The organism is Roseomonas marmotae, from assembly GCF_017654485.1.
In the GTDB taxonomy this organism is placed as follows: domain Bacteria; phylum Pseudomonadota; class Alphaproteobacteria; order Acetobacterales; family Acetobacteraceae; genus Pseudoroseomonas; species Pseudoroseomonas marmotae.
This window is the reverse complement of sequence record NZ_CP061091.1, coordinates 3,261,320-3,283,666: the sequence shown is the minus strand read 5'-3', so window position 1 is coordinate 3,283,666 and position 22,347 is coordinate 3,261,320. Positions and strand designations below refer to the sequence as shown.

Sequence of the window (22,347 nt, the reverse complement as noted above, 5' to 3'; positions counted from 1 at the left end):
ATGCCTTGGGCAGCGCCGCGCTATTGTTCGAAGCCGGGCCATCCCGCCTTCACCGGGCGGCGCTGCCCTGAGTGCGAGAAGATCTGGGACAAGGCTGCGGGGAGCGCTTCTTCCCGTGGCTACGACCGGGACTGGCGCAAGCTGCGGGAGCATGTGCTGGCAGAGGAACCCCTGTGCCGCATCTGCACCAAGGAAGGCCGCGTCACCCCCGCCACTGAGGTGGACCACATCCAGCCACTGCGGTTCCGGCCTGAACTGCGCTTGGTCCGTTCCAACGTCCGCCCGCTGTGCTCCCCCTGCCACCGTGCGGTCACGGCCCGGTTCAACCGCTCCAAGGGGATAAGGGGGGCAAAGTCTAAGGCCTCAGCCTCGGAGACCGCGCCCCCAGCACCGCGCGCGACGCCGCCGAAATTGGGATTTCCCGGGAAATGAGGTTCTGAGATGAAGGGCAGGAAGCCGAAACTGGCTGTCGTCACTGGCGATGTAGCCCCCTCCGGATGTCCCGGAGCCCCGTCCTGGCTGGCCACGCACGCCCGTGCAGAGTGGAGCCGTGCCGCCCCCGAGCTTCACCAGCGCGGCCTGCTGTCTCGCGACGTGCAGGCATCCCTGGAAAGCTACTGCGTGGCTGTCGGGACCGTCCGCGAGTGCGAGGAAGCCATGCAGCAGGACGGCCGCTTCATCCAGACGGAGAAGGGGCCGACCATGCACCCTGCCTTTCGCATCCAGTCTGCCGCCATGCGGGAAGCCCGCCTGCTGGCCAGTGAGCTAGGGCTGACCCCGCATCGCCATGGCGGCAAGCAGCCGGAAGCCCAGGCCGCTGATCCCTGGGAAGGAATGCTGGGTTGATCCCCGCCGGCTGCCTCGCTGGGTCTCGCTTCCTGGAAAGCGAGATCCCCGACCCGCTGGGCCATGGTGAGCGCGCTGTGCGCTTCGTGGAGAAGCTGCGTCACACTGAGGGACCGCTCGCCGGCCAGCCCTTCACCTTGCACCCGTGGCAGGCCCGCATCATCCGCAAGGTGTTCGGTGACGTGCATCCGGAGACCGGCCTGCGGAAGGTGCGCACCGTCTTCATGTTGCTGCCGCGAGGCTCCGGCAAAACAACCCTGACTAGCGCTCTGGCGCTTCTGGGCCTGATGGGGCCGGAGCGTGACGCTGCCGGCCAGGTGATCAGTGCCGCGGCCGATCGGGAACAGGCCAGCATCGCCTACAACGGCGCCGCCCGCATGATCCGTGCCGATCCGCACCTGACAGCCGCCACGCGCATTGTGGACAGCCGCAAGCTGATCAGCCACCCGCGGTCTGAGAGCACCTATCGGGCCATCAGCCATGAGGCCTACAGCAAGCACGGCCTAAGCGTGTCCATGCTGCTGGCCGACGAGGTGCATGCCTGGCCGACGCGCGAGCTGTGGGAGGTTCTGATCTCCTCCATGGGCAAGCGGCTGTGCCCGCTATCTGTCGTCACCACCACGGCCGGCCATGGCCGCGGCGATCTGGCCTGGGAACTGTACGAGTACGCCCTGAAGGTCGAGCGCGGAGAGGTGGAGGACGAGACCTTCCTCCCGGTGCTCTATCAGGCGCCGCACAACTGCGACTGGCAGGATGAGGCCGTCTGGCAGGCGGTGAACCCCGCCCTGGCCGCTGGCTTCCGCAGCCTGGACGAGATGCGCATGACGGCCCGCCGGGCGGCTGAGATCCCCAGCCAACGGGAGATGTTCAAGCGGCTCTATCTGAACATCTGGGGCGATAGTGCCGCCGTCACCTGGGTGGACATGGCCGTCTATGACCAGGGCGACAGCAAGCCGGTGGAGCTGTCCGACTTGGCAGGGAAGCCGGTCTATATCGGCGTGGACCTGGCCAGCGTGTCGGATCTGGCGGCCATCTACGCTGTGGCTTCGGATGGGGAAGGGGGCTGGCTGGTCTGGGGGCGGCAGTATTGCCCATCTGAGCAGTTCCGCCGGCGCGTGGCCGATAACCAGCCCTATGCCGAGTTCCAGGCTTCAGGCCGGCTAGTGGTCACCGAGGGCAACAGCATCGATCAGGATCAGATCCTGCGGGATCTGGTGGACCTGTGCGGCGAGCTATCGGTGCAGGAGATCGCGGTGGACCGCTGGGGCGCCCTGAACTTCCTTCAGCGCCTCCAGGAGCATCAGCTTCCGGTGGCGCAGTTCGGCCAGGGCTTCGCCTCCATGTCGGCGCCCTGCAAGGAGATCGAGCGGGCCATCCTGGGGCGCCAGTTCCATGCCGGGCGTGACCCGGTGCTGCGGTGGAACTTCGCCAACGTCCGGGTGGAGCAGGATGCGGCCGGGAACATCAAGTTCAGCAAAGCCAAGGCCATGGGGAAGATCGACGGGGCCGCCGCGGTCGCGATGGCGATCGGCCGGGCTCTGGCCAACCAGTCGGGGCCGATGATCTATCAGGTGGAAGGGGCGCGACCGGAAGGGCTGCTGTTCGTCTAGCGCCTATGAATTTCCTGAACCGGGGGGATTACAGGAATACTGAATTTGATTCTGCTGACGGTACTTTGCTCAGCACTTTTGCTAGCACCCCCGCCAATTTCGAGGCTCCAGACCTTAAGCCCTGCCTTTCCCTCGCCGCTCGTCCTGTCCGAAACGGTTATAGCCACATCGAACTCGACCATCTGGCGGAGCTTGTCGCCGTAAGCGTAGGTGTCCGGCGTAAGAAACACAGGGTTAATTGCGCCCGCCGCATCTGCAACACCCGAACGGCGTGCGATTGCGTCCTGAACACCCTCCTGGATCTGCACGATAGTCTCTGTGATGAACTCTTTCAGATCCATGGCTTCCGACCTCTAGGGGAGCAGCTGCTTCCGCAGCGCTTCCGGGAAGTCATTAGCGGGCAGCCAATGGGCTACTAAACATCTGAAAAGATTGGCGGACCCGATACGATTCGAACGTACGACCTTTGCCTTCGGAGGGCAACGCTCTATCCAGCTGAGCTACGGGTCCTCGCCAGGCCCCTCCTTTAGCGGGTCATGCGGCGGGGGGGAAGCCCCCCGGCCGCATCTCCCGTGAAAACTATACGGCCAGCGCCTTTTCCACCGCCGCCGCGGCGGCAACGAGGGCGGCATCCCCGTCATGTTCGCCCGTCAGCATCAGGCCCACCGGGGCCTCGCCAGGGGCATGGCAGGGCAGGCTGATGCTGCAGCGGTCCAGGAAGTTGAAGGCGGCCGTGTTCCGCAGCAGCATCAGGTTGATGCGGTTGTAATCGGCTTCATCCTCGACCTCCGCCACGGCGGGCGGCGTCAGCGCTGCGGTGGGGCAGAGCACGGCGTCGAAGGGCGCGGTGCGCGGCGCCGTGGCGGCGATGATGCGCGCGCGCTCCTTCTGCAGGGCGATGTAATCCGCCGCGCCCATGCTGGCGCCGCGCCGGATGCGCGCCAGGATGCGCGGGTCGTATTGATCCGCCGCCCGCTCCAGCAGGGGGCGGTGCCAGGCATAGGATTCCGCCGCCGCGAAGCCGCCGGTGGCATTGGCCACGGGGATATCCGCCAGCTCCGGCAGCGAGAAGCGCTCGATCCGCGCCCCGGCGGCGGAGAGGCGGTCCAGGGCACGCTGGAAGGCGGCGGCCACGGCGGGCTCCAGGCCCTCGAACAGGAAGGTGCCCTCCGGCACGCCGAAGCGCATCCCGGCCACCGGGCGCGGCGCGGGCGGGGTGGCGCTCTCGGCGCCCGCCATCAGCTCATGCAGCACGGCGCAGCAGCCCACGGTATTCGCCAGCGGCCCGATGCTGTCGAGGCTGAAGGAGAGCGGCAGCACCCCATCCAGCGGCACCCGCTTCGCGGTGGGCTTGTAGCCGACGATGCCGCACATCGCCGCCGGCACGCGGCAGGACCCGCCGGTATCCGAGCCCAGCCCGGCGAAGCCCATGCCATCGGCCACCGCCACGGCGGCGCCGGAGGAGGAGCCGCCCGGCAGCCGCCCGGTGGCGCGGTCATAGGGGGAGAGGGGGGTGCCGTAATGCGGGTTCACGCCCAGCCCGCTGAAGGCGAATTCCACCATATTGGTGCGCCCCAGCACGACGAAGCCCGCGCGCTGCAGCCGTGCCACCACGGGTGCGGTGGCCTTGGCCGGGGGGGCGCCGCGCAGGGCGATGGAGCCCGCGAGCGTCGGCACGCCCTCCTGGTCGAACAGGTCCTTGATGGAGATGGGGATGCCGGCCCAGGGGCTTGGCGCCCGGCCGGCCGCGCGCATCGCATCCATGGCGCGGGCGCTGGCCAGGGCCTGCTCCGCCTGCACCGCCACGAAAGCGCGCGCGCCTTCGCCGGCCGGGTCGGCTATCCGCGCCAGGGCAGCCTCGGTCAGCGCCACTGCCGTGGTGCGGCCGGCCGCCAGATCCGCGGCGGCGGAGGCGAGGGAGGGGAGGGCATCAGGCATGGGGCAGCAATCCTGGATGGCTGGCGGAAGGGGGTGATGCTGCGGTCAGCGCGGGCACACCGCAACCCCGGGTGCTCTTGTTCCGCATCCTCGCCCTGGGCAAGCTAGGGGTTCGGCGGGCTGCCGGCGCGACTCCGCGCCTCCCACAGCCATGGCCCTGTCTTGAACGCGCGCCCCTGTTTTGAACGCCAAGGAATGCGAGAGTGATGCCCAAGCAATCGAAGCCCGTCCTGCTCACCGGTGCCTCCGGCAATCTCGGGCGCGTGCTGGCGCGGGAACTGGCGGCACAGGGCCATGTGCTGCGCCTGACCGACATCACCCCCTTCCCGGACCCGTTGCCGGAAGGCGCCAGCTTCACCAGGGCCGACCTGAACGACGGCGTCACCATCCTGCAACTGGCCGAAGGCTGCCAGGCCATCCTGCATTTCGGCGGCGCCTCCACGGACCTCTCGTTCGAGACGGTCATAGGCCCGAATATCCGTGGCCTCTACCACATCTACGAGGCCGCGCGCCGGGAAGGGGCGCGGGTGCTCTTCGCCAGTTCCAACCACAGCATCGGCTTCCATGAGCGGCCGCAGGGCAATGCCGCGAAGCTGGAAGCCGATTGCGAGTTCCGCCCGGACAGCTTCTACGGCCTCTCCAAGGCCTATGGCGAACTGATGGGCCGCCTCTACTGGGACAAGCACGGGATCGAGAACCTGAATGTCCGCATCGGCAGCAGCTTCCCCGAGCCGGTGGATGCGCGGATGCTCTCCACCTGGCTGTCCTATGCCGACCTGGCGCGGCTCTGCGCGGCCTTCCTGACGGCGCCCAAGGTCGGGCATGCCGTGGTCTGGGGTGCCAGCAAGAATACCGCCAGCTTCTGGGGCGGCGACCATCGCGACCGCATCGGCTGGGAGCCGCAGGACAGCGCCGATGCCTTCCGGGACAAGGTGGGCGGCATCACCTCCGGCAACCCGGTGACCGAGCGCTACCAGGGCGGCGGCTATTGCGCGGCCGGCTACAGCCGCCAGGGCTTCAGCCCGCGCGACGCCTTCACGCTGGAGGATTGATGCTGGAGCTGCAGGGCGGCGACTGGCGCGCGGCGCTGTTGCCCGGGCAGGGCGCCGCTTTCGCCACGCTGGAACATGCCGGGCGGCCGGTGCTGCGCCCGCTGGACGGGCAGCCGCCGATCGGCACCAAGGGTGGCGCCTTCTGGATGCTGCCCTGGACCAACCGGATCGACGGCGGCCGCTTCCCGGTGGGGGAGCGGGTGTATCGGCTGCCGGTCAACGAGACGGAGGCCGGCAATGCGCTGCACGGCCTTTCCCGCAATGCGCCCTGGGTGGTGGAGCGCGCCGGTGGCGGCCATGCCCTGCTGACCCAGCGCCTGCGGCACGAGCCCTTCGACTATGCCGTGCGGCTGGAACTGGCGCTGGCGGAGGAAGGTTTCTCCCTGGCGCTGCAACTGGAGAATACCGGGGTGGAGGCCTGCCCGATGGGCATTGGCTGGCATCCCTGGTTCGCCCGGCTGCCCGGTAGCGCGCCGCGCTTTTCCGCTACCCACCGGATGGTGACGGATGACCGCAGCCTGCCACTGCGGGCCGAGCCCAGCGCGGGCCTGGATGGCGGGTCCGAATGGCTTGGCACCGATGGCCATTACGCCGGCTGGAACGGGCGGGCGGAACTGCGCCGGGACGACCTGACCGTCGTGATGGAGGCCGGGGGTGACTGGGCCGGCAACCTGCAATTCTATGCACCGGCGGAATATCCGGTGGTCTGCCTGGAGCCGGTGAGCCATGTGCCGGATGTCATCAACCGCCCGGCCCTGGCGCCCTTCGGCGCCATGCGGGTGCTGGCGCCGGGGGAAAGGCTGGAAGGGCGTCTCCGCCTCACCATCATCGGCTGAGACGGCTTCCCTGCCGCCGCCGGCCGGTCCATCTTGCGCGCCATGCCAAACGCGCTTGTCCTCGGGGCCGGGATTATGGGCCTCTGCACCGCCTGGGGCCTCTCCCGGGCGGGTTGGTCCGTCACTGTCATCGACCAGGATGCGGTGCCGAATCCCCGTGGCTCCAGTGTCGATGAGCACCGGCTGATCCGCCATGCCTACGGCGCCCAGGCCGGCTATATGCGGATGGTCGATGCCGCCTATGGCGCCTGGGACATGCTCTGGGATGAGCTGGGCGAGCGGCTGGAGGTGAGGACCGGCGTGCTGGCCCTGGCCGGTGGCGCCACGGAGCCGCAGGGCGGCTGGCTCGGCCAGAGCCGCGCCGCCCTGGCCACCGATGGCCATGCCTTCGAGGACCTGGACCCTGCCGCCATCGCCGCGCGCTACCCCATGCTGCGGGCGGATGGCATCACCGATGCCCTGGCCATGCAGCCCGGCGGCGTGCTGCTGGCCGGGCGCATCGTGGCCGCCCTGGCCCGGCATCTGGCGGTGCGCGGCGTGCGGATCGAGCGTGGCAGGGCGGTGGCGGTGGACCCTGCGCGCGCCAGCCTGCGGCTGGAGTGTGGCGAGGCACGGCAGGCCGATCTGCTGGTGCTGGCTGCCGGCCCCTGGGCACCGCGCCTGCTGCCGGAACTGGCGCCGCGGGTGGCGCCCTCACGCCAGATCGTCGTCTATCTGGAGCCGCCGCCGGAGCACCGGGCCGCCTGGACGCAGGGGCCGATGCTGCTGGACCTGTCGGAAGCCGGCGGCTTCTACGCGGTGCCGCCCGTGGCCGGGACGGCGCTGAAGATCGGCGACCACCGCTTCAGCCGCCAGGGCGATGCCGAGGACCCGCGCGAGGCCAGCGCCGCCGAGGCCGATGCCATCCTCGCACTGGCTCGCCCGCGCCTGGCCGATGCTGGTGCCTACCGGGTGCTGGGCGCCCGCGCCTGCTACTACGATGTCGAGCCCGCCGAGCGCTTCCTGCTGGAGCCGCTGGGGCCACGCGCCTGGGTCATGAGCGGATTTTCCGGCCATGGCTTCAAATTCGGCCCGGTGCTCGGGCTGGCCCTGGCCGCCGCGGCCGGCGATCCTGCCCTGGCCGGTGCCCTGCCAGCCTGGGCCGCCGGGGAGGCGCCGCCGCCACCGGGCCTGCTGCCCTAGGGTGCGGGCGAGTTCTCTGCCTCTGGGTCTGCTGCTGGGGCTGGCGGCCACCGGGGGGGGCGGCGCGGCCGTGCCTGAGGGCGCCGCGGCGGATTGCGCCCGCCCTTCCTCACGGGTGGAGGCCGTCATCTGCGCCGATCCGGGCCTGCGCGCGGCCGATCAGGCCCTGGCCGGGCTGGTGGCGCAATGGCGGCACGTTCTGCCGGATGGTGCCGCCCTGACAGCCCAGCAGGATTGGCTGCGGCGGCGAGACCTCATGTGCGCCCCGGCCATGGCGGTGGACTGCCTCCGCATCGCCTATGCGGAGCGGGAGGCCTATCTGCGCGCCCGGCTCACGGCGGGGCCTACCCCGGCCCCCCGTCCACAACCGCCGCCAATACCTGTCACGCCACCGCCGGGGGATGTGGGCGCACCCCTCGCGCTGAGGGTGGCCAGGATGGCCTGCCATCTCGTCAGTAGCGATGCCCTGCGGGTGATGGGCTGGGGCAGGAGGGACGCGCCTTTCGGCCTGCCGCTGGAGCAATGGACCCGGCCCGACTTCAGCGCGCTGATCCGCCGCTCGGAGGAATGCCAGGCGGCGAATACCGACAACCCGCGCAATGTCCAGGCCATGGCGGCGGTCCTGAACCGTCTGAGGGCCATGGCGCCGGAACGAGGGGCCGTGCCGGCGGTTATTTCGCCCCCCCCGCCCGCCGCCGCTCCGTCAGCGCCTGCACGGCCAAAGGTTCCGGCCGCGCCGCAAGGGCCGCTGGACTGCGGGGATGCGGCGCTGTTGCAGGATGTCTCCTATACCTTCCAGGCCACGCCAGAGCTTTCGGCAGGCACCCGCATCCACCGGATGCACGACCCCCGTCCCTATACCGATGTCATCCTGGAAGCCTATGGCGCGACCCCGGCGCTACGGGCGGAGTATGAGCGGTTGAAGCCCTACATGGCCCCGGTGCCGCAATGTCTGGTCAACGCTGAAACCGGCGCAGGAGAGGTCGTGCTTTCCTACCGCCTCTATGCCGAGGACGGCCGCACCTTGGTGGAGGTGCAGCGCGTGCCATGAGCAGGCGTGGCCGGAGCGCTACACGCCGCCCCGGCCTGCCTTGCCTGTTTCCGCCTCGTCAGTCCTGCTGTTGCAGCGGCTTGCGCGGCCGGCCAGGGAAGACGTCGATCGGCCCGCCGAGAGTGCCGGCCAACTCGTTGATATCGCCCGGCTGCGGCTCCCCAGGGGGGATTGGATGCTCTACCGTGCCGCTGGCGGTGTCATCCGCGTCGCGTTCGGCCTCCTCGGGCTGCTTGGTCTTGTCCATGGGCTTTTCCCTCAGGACTTGGTCGCAGGGTCATGCGTGTGGTGGCGGTCCCGCTCCCCGCCGCCGCCGGAGATGCGGCTGTCGCGCGTATTGGTGGGCGAGCCAGGGGTAGGACCGCTGTTATCGCCGCCGCCCTTATGGCCGGTGGCCGAGGACTTGTCCGGGTCCTGGCGGTTCTGGTGGCTGCTACCCGGTCCGCCATGACGCTCGGTGTCGGGGTGATGTTCGGGCATGAAGCCGGCTTCCTCTCCCGATGCGGGCTCAGCGGTCCTGCTGATAGCCCTGGTGCGTGGTGTTCTGCTGGATATCGGCGCTGCGGCCATGGTTCTGCGGGATGTTGTTCTGCGGCCGGGCCTGCTGCTGCGCCTTGTCCTTAGGCGACTCCCGGTCTCCGCCCGGGCCTTTCGGCCGGTTCGCGGGCGGGACGGGCGGCATATGCGCGTGCGTCATCGGTCATCCTCTCTCCGGCGCGGCCTGGGGCCGCGACTGGGGATTCAACCGCTTGAGAGGGAAGGGGTTGCCCGGAAAAGCCGCCGGGCCGGTTCTGGCTCAGTCCCGGCCGACGACGATGTCGGGCGCATCCTCGGCCTTCATGCCGACGACGTGATAGCCGCTATCCACGTGATGCACCTCGCCGGTGACGCCGGCGGCGAGGTCGGAGAGCAGGTAGAGGGCCGAGCCGCCCACATCCTCGATGGTGGTGTTGCGCTTCAGCGGCGCGTTGTACTGGTTCCACTTCAGGATGTAGCGGAAGTCGCCGATGCCGCTGGCCGCCAGGGTCTTGATCGGGCCGGCGGAGATGGCGTTCACGCGAATGCCGCGCGCGCCCACATCCACCGCCATGTAGCGCACGCTGGCCTCCAGCGCCGCCTTGGCCACGCCCATGACGTTATAGTGCGGCGTCACGCGCTCGGCGCCCAGGTAGCTCAGGGTCAGCAGGCTGCCGCCCTCGCTCATCAGGGCGGAAGCGCGCCTGGAGACGGCGACGAAGGAGAAGCAGGAGATGTCCAGCGCCTGCAGGAAGGCCGCGCGCGGTGTATCCATGTAGCGGCCGCGCAGATACTGCTTATCGGCGAAGCCGATGGCATGGACCAGGAAGTCCAGCTTGCCCCAGCGCTTCTCCAGCGTCTCGAAGACGGCGTCGATGCTGGCTTCGTCGGTCACGTCGCAGGGCAGCACGAGATCGCTGCCGACGCTCTCGGCCAGCGGGCGCACGCGCTTCTCCAGGGCCTCGCCCTGGTAGGTGAAGGCGAGTTCCGCGCCCTGGGCGGCGACGGCGCGGGCGATGCCCCAGGCGATGGAGCGGTCATTCGCCACGCCCATGATCAGACCCCGCTTGCCGGCCATCAGCGTGCCCTTCGGGGGAGCGGGGGGATTGGGTTGGGCGGCAGCTTCCATGTTCGGGCAGGACCGGTTCTGTTGAATGGTTATAACTGGGGGGACGGCCAAGGGTGTTCCCCGATGGCCGGCAGGTCGGGACATTGCACGGGTCAGGGCGTGGTGGCACACCCCTGTCGCCCCGGCAAGAGGAAGCAGGGCGAGGGAGAGATCATGACCGAGCCGACACCGGATTCCGACCCCTATGCGCTCTTCAACGCCTGGCTGGCGGAAGCCGAGGCCGCGGAACCCAATGATCCCAACGCCATGTGCCTCGCCACGACCACGCCAGATGCCATGCCCAGCGCGCGTATGGTGCTGCTGAAGGGGCTCGACGCCCGGGGTTTCGTCTTCTTCACCAATCATGACAGCCGCAAGGGGGAGCAGCTTCTGGCCAATCCCCAGGCCGCGCTGAACTTCCACTGGAAGAGCCTGCGCCGCGTCGTGCGGGTGGAGGGGCGGGTCGAGCAGGTGAGTGCCGCGGAATCCGACGAATACTACGCGACCCGCCCGCGGCTCTCCCGTATCGGCGCCTGGGCCTCGCGGCAGTCCCGCCCGCTGGGCAGCCGTGCGGAGCTGGAGGCAGCGGTGGCGGAGGTGGAGGCGCGCTTCCCCGGCGCCGAGGTGCCCCGCCCGCCGAACTGGGGCGGCTTCCGCGTGCTGCCGGCGCGGATCGAGTTCTGGCGGGACATGCCCTTCCGCCTGCATGACCGCCGTGTCTTCCACGCCCAGCCCGATGGCGGCTGGCGGTCGGAGACGCTCTACCCGTGAGCATCCCGCCGGGCCAGTCGGAAGCCGCAGCCCTGCTGGCCCGCCTGACCGGCGACGACAGCCCGGTCGAGACCCATATCTCCGCCGTCTTCGTCGGCCGGGGTCGTGCCCTGAAGCTGAAGAAGGCAGTGAATCTCGGTTTCCTGGACTTCACCGCCCTGCCGGAGCGGGAGCGTTTCTGCCGGCGGGAACTGGCCCTGAATGCCCCTGCCGCCCCGGGCCTCTACCGTGCCGTGCATCCGCTGACGCGGGACGCGGACGGCGCGCTGGCCCTGGGCGGGGCGGGCAGTCCAGAGGAATGGGTGCTGGAGATGGCGGAGCTGCCGCCGGATGGCTTCCTCGATGGCCTGGCCGCACGGGGCGGGTTGGACGCGCCCTTGCAGGACGCGCTGGCGGACCGGCTCCATGCGCTGCATGCGGCGCTGCCGCCGGTCAGCGGCTGGGATGCGGCCGGGGAAATGCGCCGGGTGGTAGAGGGCAACCGCGATGCCGCCCATGCCGTGGGCCTGCCCGCCGCAGCGGTGGACGCCTGGGCCGGGGCCGCCCTGGCCGAACTGGACCGGCTGGCCCCCGCTCTGGCGGCCCGTGCCGCCGCCGGGCAGGTGCGCCGCTGCCATGGAGACCTGCATCTCGGCAATTGGGTGATGTGGCGGGGCGAGCCGGTGCCCTTCGACGCGCTGGAATTCGACGAGGTCCTGGCCACCATCGATATCGGCTATGACCTGGCCTTCCTGCTGACGGACCTGGACCAGCGGGTGGGGCGGGGGGCAGCCAACCGTGTGCTGAACCGTTATCTGGCGCGCGGCGCCGATATCGGGCTGCTGGCCGGCCTGCCGTTCTGGATGTCCGTCCGGGCGCTGATCCGCGCGCATTGCCTGCAGCGCATGAATGGTTCCGGCCAGCCCTGGCTGGAGGCGGCCCGTTCCTATCTGCACCGCCCGCCGGCACGGATGCTGGCGGTGGGCGGCCTGCCCGGCAGCGGCAAGTCCCGCCTGGCCCGCGCCCTGGCGCCAGGGCTGGGCGCGGCCCCCGGCGCGCTGGTCCTGCGGAGCGACGAGATCCGCAAGCGGCAGCATGGCGCGGCGCCGGAGCAGCGCCTGCCGCCCGATGCCTATGGCGCCGCCGCGAGCGCGGCCGTGCATGACGAATTATTCGCCATGGCCGAGGCGGCGGCGCGGGCCGGCCACAGCGTCATCGCCGATGCCGCTTTCCTGGACCCGGCCATGCGGGCGGGCATCGAGGAGGCAGCCCGGCGCGCCGGCGTGCCCTTCGCCGGCTTCTGGCTGGAAGCGCCGCTGGAGGTGCTGGAGGCCCGTGTGGCCGCCCGCATCGGCGATGCCTCCGATGCCGATGTGGCGGTGCTGAAGCGCGCGGCCGCAGCCGGAGCTGGTGCGGTGGTGTGGATGCCGCTCGATGCTACCCAGGATTGTCTCGCCGCCGCGCGGAAGGCGCTTGGCCACTAAGCCCTGGTTAACGCTTGGCTTATGCTGGCGCAGGCACCCATATTCGGTATATCCTGCGTAATCCGCAGGAGGTTTTCTGTTCATGCTGACACGCCGTTCGCTGCTGCTGGCCACTGGCGCCGCCGTTGCCCTGCCTGGGGCCATGGTTGCATCTCAGGCCCGTGGGCAGACTCCGCCGGGTGTGCTGGTCTTCGCCAAGCAGATCGACGACATCATCTCGCTCGATCCGCATGAGGCCTTCGAATACACGGCCTCCGAGATCGCGGGGAATGTCTACCAGAAGCTGGTGACGACGCCGAACTCCAAGCCCTCCGAGATCAGCGGCGAACTGGCCGAGAAGTGGGAGGTCTCCGACGACAACAAGACCTTCACCTTCACCCTGAAGGAAGGCCCGAAATTCGCCTCCGGCAAGCCGGTCACGGCAGAGGACGCGGCCTTCTCGCTCTCCCGCGCTGTCATCCTGAACAAGTCCCCGGCCTTCATCATCAACCAGTTCGGCTTCACCAAGGACAATGTGGCCGAGCGCATCCGCGCCACCGATGCCCGGACCCTGGTGCTGGAGACGGCCGAGCCGACCTCGGCCTCCTTCCTGCTCTACTGCCTCTCCGCCGCGGTGGGCAGCGTGGTGGAGAAGGCGGTGGTGATGGCCAATGCCAAGGGCGATGACCTCGGCAATGCCTGGCTGAAGCAGAACTCCGCCGGCTCCGGCTCCTTCATGGTCCGCCAGTGGCGGGCCAGCGACAACGTCATGCTGGACGCTAACCCGCATGCGATCGAGCCACCGAAGATGAAGCGCATCATCATGCGCCATGTGGCCGACCCCTCGGCGCAGCTGCTGGGCCTGCAGAAGGGCGACTTCGACATCGCCCGCAACCTGGTGGCCGACCAGATCGCCTCCGTGGAGAAGGACAAGAACTTCACGGCGCAATACGCCCGCAAGGCGAGCCTGATGTATCTCAGCCTGAACCAGAAGAACCCGAACCTGGCGAAGCCCGAGGTTCGGCAGGCGATCAAGATGGCGATCGACTATGCCGCCATCCAGAAGAACATCGTCCCCACCACCTATGCGGTGCATCAGGCCTTCCTGCCCGCCGGCCTGCCCGGCGCGCTGACCGATACGCCCTTCCAGAAGAATGTCGCGGAAGCCAAGGCGCTGCTGGCCAAGGCCGGCCTGGCCGACGGCTTCGAACTGTCCTTTGACTATTTCTCGGGCGCACCGACCTCCGACATCGCCCAGGCGGTGCAGGCCAACCTCGCCGAGATCGGCATCCGCCTGAAGATGTCGCCGGGCGAACAGCGTGCGGTCATCACCAAGACCCGTGCCCGCACGCATGACATCGCCATGGTGCGCTGGGGGTCGGACTACTTCGATCCCAACAGCAACGCCGAAGCCTTCAGCATCAATACCGAGAATGGCGACGAGGCCCGCAACAAGACCCTCGCCTGGCGCGCCAGCTGGCTGATTCCGGAGCTCTCGGCCAAGACGCTGGAAGCCCAGAAGCAGACGGACGCGGAGACGCGCGCGCAGATGTATCTGGACATCCAGAAGGAGCACCAGAAGACCTCGCCCTTCGTCATCATGCTGCAGGAGATCGAGGTCGCCGTATCCCGTGCCAACGTGAAGGGCTTCGACATGGGGCCGATGAACGACCGGCATTCCTACGTGAACATCACCAAGGCCTGAGTATTCTTTAAATGCGATCCGATGGGGAACTTCAGGCGGAACTGCTTCCGCCTGAGGCCGAGCCGCCCGCCGCGCCGGTTGCGCGTCGGGCACGTCCTTCCGCCGCGTGGCTCCGGCTGCGTGGCGCCCTGTCCACCCTGGCCAGCGTGCCGATCACGCTGTTCGGGCTGGCAGTGGTGACCTTCTTCATCGGGCGCGTGGTGCCGATCGACCCGGTGCTGGCCATTGTCGGCGACCGGGCGCCGGCCGATGTGGTGGAGCGCGCGCGGCTCGACCTCGGGCTGGACCAGCCGCTGTACATCCAGTTCTGGCGGTATCTCGGGCAGATCTTCTCGGGCGACCTCGGCCGCTCAGTGATGACGTCCAACCCCGTCACGCAGGATATCGCCCGCTTCTTCCCGGCGACCTTCGAGCTAGCGACGGTGGCCATCATCATCGCTGTGCTGATTGGCGTGCCGCTGGGCGTCTGGGCGGCAACCCGCCAGGGCAAGTTCGTCGACCAGGCCGTGCGGCTCTTCTGCCTCGCCGGACATTCACTGCCGGTCTTCGTGCTGGGCCTCATCTCCCTGCTGCTCTTCTACGCCAGGCTGGGCTGGGTGCCCGGCCCCGGCCGCCAGAGCATCTATTTCGAGGGGATGGTGGAGGAGCGCACGGGTATCCTGACGGTGGACAGCCTGCTGGCCGGCGACTGGGCCGCCTTCAACGACGCGCTGTTCCACCTGATCCAGCCGGCGGGCGTGCTGGCCTTTTTCAGCCTCGCCTATATCGCCCGCATGACGCGGGCCTTCATGCTGGTGGAGCTGCGGAGCGAGTATGTCACCACCGCGCGTGCCAAGGGGCTCTCCTCCGGCCGCATCGTCTGGCGGCATGCCTTCGGCAATATCATGGTGCCGCTCGTCACCGTGCTGGCCATGACCTATGCCGGGCTGCTGGAAGGCGCGGTGCTGACCGAGACGATCTTCTCCTGGCCCGGCCTCGGCCAGTATCTGACCGTGTCGCTGCTCAATGCCGACATGAACGCGGTGCTGGGCGCCACCCTGGTGGTGGGGCTGATCTACGTGATGCTGAACCTGCTGGCAGACGTGCTCTACCGGCTGCTCGACCCGCGGGTGAAATAAATGAGTGACGTGACCATGAGCCGCCGCGAGTGGCTGCTCTCCGATACGCCGAGCTCCCGCGCCCAGGCCAAGTGGGGCCGGCGCTACCAGACCTGGCTGGCCTTCCGCCGCAACGGGCTGGCGGTGGCCGGGCTGTTCATCGTGCTGGCGATGCTGGTGCTGGCCATCCTGGCACCGGTGCTGGCCACGCATGACCCTGGCGTGCAGGTGCTGGCCGACCGCCTGCAGCCACCCTCGGCCGAGCACTGGCTGGGCACGGATGAGCTGGGGCGTGACACCTATTCCCGCCTGCTCTACGGCGGCCGCGTGACCCTGGGCATGGTGGTGGCCGTCGTCATCCTGGTGGCACCGCTGGGGCTGATCATCGGCTGCATCGCGGGCTATGCCGGCGGCATCATCGACAAGGTCCTGATGCGCGTCACCGATGTCTTCCTGGCCTTCCCGCGCCTGATCCTGGCCCTGGCCTTCGTGGCCGCCATGAAGCCGGGCGTGGAAAGCGCCGTCATCGCCATCGCCCTGACCGCCTGGCCGCCTTATGCGAGGCTGGCGCGGGCGGAGACGCTGACCATCCGCAATGCTGATTTCATCGCCGCCGTACGCATGACCGGCGCCAGCCCCTGGCGCATCGTCCTGCGGCATGTGACGCCGATGTGCATCCCCTCCCTGACCGTGCGCGTCACGCTCGACATGTCCTCCATCATCCTGACGGCGGCGGGGCTTGGCTTCCTCGGCCTCGGCGCGCAGCCGCCGATCCCGGAATGGGGCACCATGATCGCCACCGCCCGCCGCTTCATCCTGGAGCAGTGGTGGGTGCCGGTCATTCCCGGCATCGCCATCTTCCTCGCCAGCCTCGCCTTCAACCTGCTGGGTGACGGCCTGCGCGACGTGCTGGACCCGAAGCAGCGGTGAGCAGCACGATGAACAGGCCACTGGTCGAGATCCAGAACCTTCGTGTCGATTTCCCGACGGCTTCTGGCGGCTTCAACCCGGCGGTACGCGGCGTCTCGCTCACCCTGGGGCGGGAAAAGCTGGGCATCGTGGGGGAGAGCGGCTCCGGTAAGTCCGTCACCGGGCGGGCGCTGATGCGCCTGCTGCCGGAGGCCGCGAGGGTGCGGGCGGATAAGCTGGTCTTCGACGGCATCGACGTGCTGAGCGCCCGGGAACGGCAGATGCGGAAGCTGCGCGGCGGCCGCATGGGCCTGATCCTGCAGGACCCGAAATACAGCCTCAACCCCGTGATGACGATCGGCCATCAGATCGCCGAGGCCTGGGGCGCCCACAACAAGGGCGGAAGGCGGGAGGCGCGGGAGGCCGCGCTGACCCTGCTGGAGCAGGTGCGTATCCGCGACCCGCGGCGCGTGCTGGATTCCTATCCGCACGAGGTCTCCGGCGGCATGGGCCAGCGTGTCATGATCGCGATGATGCTGGCGCCCAACCCGGACATGCTGATCGCGGATGAGCCGACCAGCGCGCTCGATGCCAGCGTCCAGGCCGAGATCCTGAAGCTGATCGAGGATCTGGTCTCCGAACGTGGCATGGGGCTGATGCTGATCAGCCACGACCTGCCGCTGGTGGCGCGCTTCTGCGACCGCGTGGTGGTGATGTATGCCGGCCAGGTGATGGAGCAGCTGCCGGCGCGCGACCTGCACCGCGCCGAGCATCCCTATACCCGGGGGCTGCTGGATTGCATGCCGTCCCTGTCCCATAAGCGCAAGCGCCTGCCGGTGCTGACGCGCGACCCACACTGGCTGGAGCCGCGCGGGTGACTCAACCGATGATCGAGGCGCGCGACCTCAACGTCCATTTCGGCAGCAACCATGTCGTGCATGACGTCTCCTTCAGCGTGGCGCCCGGAGAGACCTTCGGGCTGGTGGGCGAAAGCGGTTCCGGCAAATCCACTGTGCTGCGCTGCTTCGCGGGGCTGGTGGACAGCTGGGACGGCACGCTCCGCATCAATGGCGAGCAGCTCGGCCGCAGGCGGGACCGCGCCTTCTTCAAGCGCGTGCAGATGGTCTTTCAGGACCCGTACGGCTCGCTGCATCCGCGCCAGACGGTGGACCGCATCCTCTCCGAGCCGTTGGCGGTGCATGGCATCCCGGATGCCGAGACCCGCATCACCCGGGCACTGGACGAGGTGGCGCTGCCGCGCACGGCGCGCTTCCGCTATCCGCACCAGCTCTCGGGCGGGCAGCGGCAGCGCGTCGCCATCGCCCGCGCGCTGATCGCCGATCCTTCCGTGCTGCTGCTGGATGAACCGACCAGCGCGCTTGATGTCTCGGTGCAGGCCGAGGTGCTGAACCTGCTGGCCGATCTGCGGGAGGCGCGGCAGCTGACCTGCATCCTCGTCTCCCACAACCTTGCGGTGGTGGGCCATCTCTGCGGCCGGCTGGCGGTGATGCAGGGTGGGCGGATCGTGGAGATCCTGACCGAGGAACAGCTACGCGCCGGCGAGGCCCGCCACTCCCACACGCGGGACCTGATCGCGCTCTCGCACGAGCTGGAAGGCTGAATCCGGCAGGGGCGGGCGGGTGCCCGTTCCTGCCCTGCGACCGCTGGCGCGCCGGCAACAAGCTGCCGCCCTCCGCGTTTATGCGGAACATCCCTCAGGGACAGCGGAGGTTCAGGTGCATCAGAAAGGTTACGCCAGGCTGGGCCTGGTGGCGCTGCTGCTCGCCGCGCCGGTGGCGCAGGCTCAGCAGATCGAGATCCGGCAAGGTACCCCCGGGCCGCAAGGCCATGCCGTGGATATGGGCCGGGTGGAGGATTCGCGCCGGCAGGAGCAGCAGCAGGAGTATGACCGGCTGCGCGAGATGGAGAAGGCGCAGTGGCAGCGGGAGCGTGAGCAGGCGATCCGCGACGGCCACGGCGTGCCGCGCGGCCCGGAACGTAACCGGGAGGCCCAGCGCCAGCGATCCGCGGACTAGAGCAGATCCCGATCAGGTGGAATCACCTGATCGGGTGAAGATGCTCACAAAAACAAAAGCCTAGAGCAGTTGAAGTGAGCCAGGGCGAACGGAAATTGCTCTAGAGGGAGCGCGAGGGAAGGGGCCGGAACGGGCCGCCCGGCGCCGCCATCATGGGCGGAAGGAGAGGCGCCATGATGGCCATGGCACCGTTATGGAAATGGCCGCGCTGCCGCCGGGGCGCTGCCTTCAGACAGCCACGTCGTAGAGCTTTTCGAGCAATGCGCGCAGCCGCTTCATCTCGGCCTGGCCGATGGCGCGGGCCAGATCGGCCTCCACCTCGTCGCTGAGCGCGACCAGCGTCGCCCGCATCTCCAGGCCGCGTTCCGTCAGGGTCACCAGCTTGGCGCGGCGGTCATGCGGATGCGGGGCGATGTTGACATAGCCGGAGGCCGCGAGGTCCTCGACCAGATAGGACATGCTCTGCTTTGCCATCCGTGCCCGCTCCGCCAGCTCGGAAACGCGGCTGCCCTCGAAAGGCAGGTTCCGGAGCACGCTGCTATGCGCCACGCGAATTTCGGGAAAGCCGCGCTCGCCGATGCGGCCGTAAACCCGGTGTTGCAGCACGTCATAGGGCCTCCGCAGCAGGGCGCCCAGAGGGCGGCGCTGGCCAGGTCTGACGACTTCGCTGATCATAATAGCCACTCTCCTTGCCCGAGGACCTGTTCTGCCCTGGCCATCGGCTCCGCCGCGCCTGGCCCTGCTTCATGGCAGGGAAGGCGCCGCCGGAAGCGGCCATCGGCAAAGCGGCAGGAGGGAGGCCCTGGTTGTCGTTATCATAGCACAATCCGCCCAGGCCATCCCTTACCGCACGCTCTGTCCCGGGATCAGCGGCATCCTCTCCGGCCTGTGACCGACCGGCGGACAACGGCCTGTGAATCCGCTCCCTTATACCCTGATGACAGGAGGGACGGGCGCATGAACGGCACAGGCGTGGCGGTAGTGACCGGCGGCACCATGGGCATCGGCCGCGCGACGGCACAGGCCTTCGCGCGGGAGGGATGGCGGGTTGCCCTGCTGGCGCGGGGGAAGGAAAGGCTGCGCTCCACCCAGGACGAGCTTGAGGCCATGGGCGCGCGGGTGCTGGCCATCCCCACCGATGTCGCGGATGCGGAGGCGGTCCATGCGGCGGCCGAGCGGATCGAGCGCGAGCTGGGGCCGATTGAGGTCTGGGTGAACAATGCCATGGCCACCGTCGTCTCGCCGGCCACCGGGATCTCCCCGGAGGAATTCCGGCGCGTGACGGATGTCACCTACCACGGGCAGGTCTTCGGCACCCTGGCGGCGCTGCGCTTCATGAAGCCCCGCGACCGCGGCAGCATCATCCAGGTCTCCTCCGGCCTTGGCTTCCGCGGGGCGCCGCTGCAATCGGCCTATTGCGCCGCGAAGGCGGCGGTGCACGGCTTTACCGACAGCCTACGGACGGAGCTGCTGCATGACTATTCCGCCGTCACGCTGAGCGTCATCTACCTGCCGGCGGTGAATACCCCGCAGTTCCGCCGGACCCGGAACCACACCGGCCAGGCGCAGCGGGCGCCCGACCCGGTTTTCGACCCGCGCCTCTGCGCCAATGCCATCCTGGCGGCGGCGCGGGAGCGGCCGCGCGAGGTCTGGGTCGGCCGTTCCACCTGGCAGATGGCGGCGGCCCAGGCGGTGGCGCCCGGCTTTGCCGACCGCGAAGCGGCGAAGATGTGGGAGCCGCAGCTGATGGAGCACGAGGCGCCGCCTGACCCGGAAGGCAATCTCTTCAAGCCCGGCACGGATGACCCGGGCGTGGACGGCCCCTTTACCGACCGGATGAAGCCGGCGCGGCAGGAATTCGTCACCAGCCGCGCCCGGAATGCGCTGACCCTGGGCATGGGGGCATTGGGCCTGGTGGGGCTGGCATCGCTCCTGCTGGCCGGCGCCGCCCGCGCGGTGCCGGGACTGCCCCGCCGCCGCTGATCCTTCGTAATCCTGCGCTCTCCCTTCCGCAAAGGCTTGACCGGATCTTTCCACGGTCAGCACACTTACGCTGCTGCAAGAAAGAAGCCCTGACGCGAGCGGGGCCAGCTACGGCGGCTGCGCGGGGTGCCCAAGTCCGCGCAGGCGCCGGGAATGGGTAGGGAAGGAAAGAGGACATTGCAGTTTTCCGATAGGATAACCGGCTCTTGTCTGGTCGCGCTGGGGGCGGTGACAGTTTACGGCGCCTCCTTGCAGCCAGGCGTGCCGGGCCAGGATGTCGGGCCAAGCGTTTTTCCGACCATCATCGGGTGCGGGCTGATGCTCTGCGGCGCCCTGGTGGTGCTGGGAATCGGCCATAGCTTCGAGGCACCGGAGGAAACCGTACCAGCGGAGACTGCTGCGGAGCCCGTGCCGCCGCGGCCCGCCTTCGCGGAGTGGCGGGCGTTTCTGCCGCCGCTGCTGCTGGTCTTCTATGTCCTGGCTTCCGAGACGCTGGGCTTCCTGCTGACGGCAATGGCCATCACCGTGGTCACGGCCCTCGCCCTGGGGGCGCGGCTGCGGCTGGCGCTGTTCATGGCCGTGCTGACGCCTGTGCTGATCCATCTGGCCTTCGTCAAGCTGCTTCGGGTGCCATTGCCCGAAGGCCTCCTGGCGATGCCGTGGTGACGCCATGAACGACCTGTACGAAGGCTTCCGCCTCGTCGCGCAGACGGATGTGCTGATCGCCATCCTGGCCTCGGCGGTCTATGGGTTGGTGGTGGGCTCGCTGCCCGGCCTCTCGGCCACCATGGCCACCGCGCTGCTGGTCCCCGTCACCTTCTACCTCTCGCCGATCGCCGCCGTGGCGGTCATCATCACCGCCTCGGCCATGGCGATCTTCTCGGGCGATATCCCGGGCTGCCTGCTGCGTATCCCCGGCACGCCGGCCTCGGCCGCCTATACCGATGAAGCCTATGCCATGACCCGCAAGGGCCAGCCGGAACTGGCGCTGGGCATCGGCCTCTGGTTCAGCGCCATCGGCGGAATCGCCGGCACGCTCTCGCTGCTGATCATGGCGCCGGCGCTGGCGGAAGTGGCGCTGAACTTCTCGTCCTACGAGTATTTCTGGCTCGCCGTGCTGGGCCTGATGTGCGCCACGCTGGTCGCGCGCTCCTCGCCCATCAAGGCGATCGCCTCGATGCTGCTCGGGCTGCTCTTCGCCTGCGTGGGCATGGAGAATCCAGCCGGCGCGCCGCGCTTCACCTTCGGCATGACCGACCTGCTGGGAGGTATCGAGCCGCTGCCGGCGCTGGTCGGCGTCTTCGCGCTGTCCGAGGTGATGCGCGCCCTCTCCAGCGCCGAGCCGCCGCCGCTGCCGCGCCGGAAGTTCGGCAGCATCCTGGCGGGGCAGTGGACGCTGACCCGCAAATATCCGAAGCCGATGATACGCGGGAATATCGTCGGCATCATCATCGGCGTGCTGCCGGGGGCGGGCGCCGACATGGCGGCCTGGGTCAGCTATGCCATGGCCAAGCGCTTCTCCAAGGAGCCGCAGAAATTCGGCACCGGGCACCCGGAGGGCCTCATCGAGGCGGGTTCCAGCAACAATGCCAGCCTGGCCAGCGGCTGGGTGCCGGCGCTGCTCTTCGGCATCCCAGGGGATACCATCACGGCCATCGCCATCGGCGTGCTCTACATGAAGGGCCTGAACCCCGGCCCAACCCTGTTCACCGAGCGCGCATCCAGCATGTACGCGCTCTACATCATCTTCATCCTGGCCAATATCATCATGATCCCGCTGGGCATCATCATGATCCGCATCGCATCGCATGTGCTGCGCGCGCCACGCGCCGCCATCATGCCGGTCATCCTGATGCTCTGCGCCGTCGGCGCCTTCGCCACCGGCAACAACCTCTTCGCCGTGCTGCTGGTGGGATTCTTCGGGGTGCTGGGCTACGTGATGGAGCGTAACGGCTATCCGGTCGCGGCGATGGTACTGGGTATCGTCATGGGCACCATGGTCGAGCAGAGCTTCGTCACCTCGCTCATCAAGTCCGACAACAGCCTGATGCCCTTCATCGACCGGCCCATTTCCGCCGTGCTCGCGGCGGTGACGGCGGGCGCGCTGCTCTGGCCCGTCGCGGCCTGGCTGCTGCGGCGCTTGGCGAAGCGGCAGCAGCGCGCGGCCGTGCCGGGGCAATGAGGCGATGCCCGGCCGCCGGGCCGGGCAAGAGAGATCCGGGACGGCATCCACTGATGCCGCAACGGCCCGGCCACCAGGCCGGC

General features: G+C 68.9%; 25 protein-coding genes and 1 tRNA gene. 18 read left to right on the top strand and 8 right to left on the bottom strand.

The window, feature by feature from the left end:
* From IAI58_RS15470 to IAI58_RS15460, 3 genes are read left to right on the top strand one after another with little or no spacing between them, the layout of a single operon-like run.
* Positions 1-432 (top strand): HNH endonuclease, encoded by a 432-nt coding sequence (locus tag IAI58_RS15470; RefSeq protein WP_208775970.1) that lies wholly within the window; start codon positions 1-3, stop codon positions 430-432.
* A gap of 9 nt (positions 433-441) precedes the next feature.
* A complete protein-coding gene (locus tag IAI58_RS15465) occupies positions 442-846 on the top strand; it encodes a phage terminase small subunit P27 family (RefSeq protein WP_208775969.1) in 405 nt (134 codons plus the stop codon).
* On the top strand, positions 843-2,456 hold the full coding sequence (locus IAI58_RS15460) for a terminase large subunit (RefSeq protein ID WP_208775968.1): 1,614 nt from the start codon (positions 843-845) through the stop codon (positions 2,454-2,456). The genes IAI58_RS15465 and IAI58_RS15460 overlap by 4 nt, the downstream gene beginning before the upstream one ends.
* On the opposite strand, the gene IAI58_RS15455 is transcribed toward IAI58_RS15460, so the two are convergent.
* The 3 genes from IAI58_RS15455 to IAI58_RS15445 all read right to left on the bottom strand — a co-directional run bounded on the left by IAI58_RS15455 (position 2,453) and on the right by IAI58_RS15445 (position 4,394).
* On the bottom strand, positions 2,453-2,797 hold the full coding sequence (locus tag IAI58_RS15455) for a trypco2 family protein (protein ID WP_208775967.1): 345 nt from the start codon (positions 2,795-2,797) through the stop codon (positions 2,453-2,455). The two genes, IAI58_RS15460 and IAI58_RS15455, sit on opposite strands and share 4 nt — an antisense overlap.
* A 92-nt stretch (positions 2,798-2,889) precedes the next feature.
* Positions 2,890-2,966 (bottom strand) — tRNA-Arg (locus tag IAI58_RS15450).
* Between the two features lie 69 nt (positions 2,967-3,035).
* Positions 3,036-4,394, bottom strand: a complete 1,359-nt coding sequence (locus IAI58_RS15445; protein WP_207445813.1) for an amidase — start codon at positions 4,392-4,394, stop codon at positions 3,036-3,038.
* A 206-nt stretch (positions 4,395-4,600) separates the two neighbouring features.
* Here IAI58_RS15445 and IAI58_RS15440 point away from each other — a divergent pair, with 206 nt between their 5' ends.
* The 4 genes from IAI58_RS15440 to IAI58_RS15425 all read left to right on the top strand — a co-directional run bounded on the left by IAI58_RS15440 (position 4,601) and on the right by IAI58_RS15425 (position 8,515).
* The gene (locus IAI58_RS15440) at positions 4,601-5,446 is read left to right on the top strand and encodes an NAD-dependent epimerase/dehydratase family protein (protein WP_207445812.1); all 846 of its coding nucleotides are present in this window, start codon (positions 4,601-4,603) and stop codon (positions 5,444-5,446) included.
* Entirely contained in the window at positions 5,446-6,282 is an 837-nt protein-coding gene (locus tag IAI58_RS15435; RefSeq protein WP_207445811.1) for an aldose epimerase family protein, read from the top strand. The genes IAI58_RS15440 and IAI58_RS15435 overlap by 1 nt, the downstream gene beginning before the upstream one ends.
* Before the next feature lie 42 nt (positions 6,283-6,324).
* Positions 6,325-7,464 (top strand): FAD-dependent oxidoreductase, encoded by a 1,140-nt coding sequence (locus IAI58_RS15430; protein WP_272874797.1) that lies wholly within the window; start codon positions 6,325-6,327, stop codon positions 7,462-7,464.
* A 70-nt stretch (positions 7,465-7,534) separates the two neighbouring features.
* Positions 7,535-8,515, top strand: coding sequence for a lysozyme inhibitor LprI family protein (locus tag IAI58_RS15425; protein ID WP_207445809.1), 981 nt, complete (start codon positions 7,535-7,537; stop codon positions 8,513-8,515).
* A gap of 58 nt (positions 8,516-8,573) precedes the next feature.
* Here the strand turns inward: IAI58_RS15425 and IAI58_RS15420 are convergent, their stop codons facing one another.
* The 4 genes from IAI58_RS15420 to fabI form a co-directional block, all read right to left on the bottom strand.
* A complete protein-coding gene (locus IAI58_RS15420; protein ID WP_207445808.1) occupies positions 8,574-8,762 on the bottom strand; it encodes a hypothetical protein in 189 nt (62 codons plus the stop codon).
* Between the two features lie 11 nt (positions 8,763-8,773).
* Positions 8,774-8,995, bottom strand: a complete 222-nt coding sequence (locus IAI58_RS15415) for a hypothetical protein (protein WP_207445807.1) — start codon at positions 8,993-8,995, stop codon at positions 8,774-8,776.
* 28 nt (positions 8,996-9,023) lie between these two features.
* On the bottom strand, positions 9,024-9,212 hold the full coding sequence (locus IAI58_RS15410) for a hypothetical protein (protein WP_207445806.1): 189 nt from the start codon (positions 9,210-9,212) through the stop codon (positions 9,024-9,026).
* 99 nt (positions 9,213-9,311) lie between these two features.
* Positions 9,312-10,160 carry an enoyl-ACP reductase FabI gene (gene fabI / locus IAI58_RS15405; protein WP_207445805.1) on the bottom strand — a complete coding sequence of 283 codons (849 nt, stop codon included), beginning with the start codon at positions 10,158-10,160 and terminating at the stop codon, positions 9,312-9,314.
* Positions 10,161-10,313: 153 nt separating this feature from the next.
* Between fabI and pdxH the strand changes: the two genes are divergently transcribed.
* The 8 genes from pdxH to IAI58_RS15365 all read left to right on the top strand — a co-directional run bounded on the left by pdxH (position 10,314) and on the right by IAI58_RS15365 (position 18,099).
* Entirely contained in the window at positions 10,314-10,910 is a 597-nt protein-coding gene (pdxH, locus tag IAI58_RS15400) for a pyridoxamine 5'-phosphate oxidase (RefSeq protein WP_207445804.1), read from the top strand.
* Positions 10,907-12,373, top strand: a complete 1,467-nt coding sequence (locus IAI58_RS15395) for a bifunctional aminoglycoside phosphotransferase/ATP-binding protein (protein WP_208775966.1) — start codon at positions 10,907-10,909, stop codon at positions 12,371-12,373. The genes pdxH and IAI58_RS15395 overlap by 4 nt, the downstream gene beginning before the upstream one ends.
* Positions 12,374-12,455: 82 nt before the next feature.
* Positions 12,456-14,057 carry an ABC transporter substrate-binding protein gene (locus IAI58_RS15390; RefSeq protein ID WP_208775965.1) on the top strand — a complete coding sequence of 534 codons (1,602 nt, stop codon included), beginning with the start codon at positions 12,456-12,458 and terminating at the stop codon, positions 14,055-14,057.
* Between the two features lie 11 nt (positions 14,058-14,068).
* Positions 14,069-15,175, top strand: coding sequence for an ABC transporter permease (locus tag IAI58_RS15385; protein WP_207445801.1), 1,107 nt, complete (start codon positions 14,069-14,071; stop codon positions 15,173-15,175).
* Positions 15,176-16,084 carry an ABC transporter permease gene (locus IAI58_RS15380; RefSeq protein ID WP_207445800.1) on the top strand — a complete coding sequence of 303 codons (909 nt, stop codon included), beginning with the start codon at positions 15,176-15,178 and terminating at the stop codon, positions 16,082-16,084.
* A gap of 8 nt (positions 16,085-16,092) precedes the next feature.
* Complete coding sequence (locus IAI58_RS15375) at positions 16,093-16,941, top strand: ABC transporter ATP-binding protein (protein ID WP_207445799.1); 849 nt, start codon at positions 16,093-16,095, stop codon at positions 16,939-16,941.
* Entirely contained in the window at positions 16,938-17,684 is a 747-nt protein-coding gene (locus IAI58_RS15370; RefSeq protein ID WP_419555808.1) for an ABC transporter ATP-binding protein, read from the top strand. Before IAI58_RS15375 ends, IAI58_RS15370 begins: the two co-directional genes overlap by 4 nt.
* Positions 17,685-17,799: 115 nt before the next feature.
* Entirely contained in the window at positions 17,800-18,099 is a 300-nt protein-coding gene (locus IAI58_RS15365) for a hypothetical protein (RefSeq protein ID WP_208775964.1), read from the top strand.
* Between the two features lie 228 nt (positions 18,100-18,327).
* On the opposite strand, the gene IAI58_RS15360 is transcribed toward IAI58_RS15365, so the two are convergent.
* Positions 18,328-18,774, bottom strand: a complete 447-nt coding sequence (locus IAI58_RS15360) for a MarR family winged helix-turn-helix transcriptional regulator (protein ID WP_207445797.1) — start codon at positions 18,772-18,774, stop codon at positions 18,328-18,330.
* Between the two features lie 282 nt (positions 18,775-19,056).
* On the opposite strand from IAI58_RS15360, the gene IAI58_RS15355 reads away from it, so the two are divergent.
* The 3 genes from IAI58_RS15355 to IAI58_RS15345 all read left to right on the top strand — a co-directional run bounded on the left by IAI58_RS15355 (position 19,057) and on the right by IAI58_RS15345 (position 22,264).
* Positions 19,057-20,082: an SDR family oxidoreductase gene (locus IAI58_RS15355; RefSeq protein WP_207445796.1), complete on the top strand. Its 1,026-nt coding sequence runs from the start codon at positions 19,057-19,059 to the stop codon at positions 20,080-20,082.
* Positions 20,083-20,259: 177 nt separating this feature from the next.
* A complete protein-coding gene (locus tag IAI58_RS15350) occupies positions 20,260-20,748 on the top strand; it encodes a tripartite tricarboxylate transporter TctB family protein (protein ID WP_207445795.1) in 489 nt (162 codons plus the stop codon).
* A gap of 4 nt (positions 20,749-20,752) precedes the next feature.
* A complete protein-coding gene (locus tag IAI58_RS15345; protein WP_207445794.1) occupies positions 20,753-22,264 on the top strand; it encodes a tripartite tricarboxylate transporter permease in 1,512 nt (503 codons plus the stop codon).
* Positions 22,265-22,347: the final 83 nt, after the last annotated feature.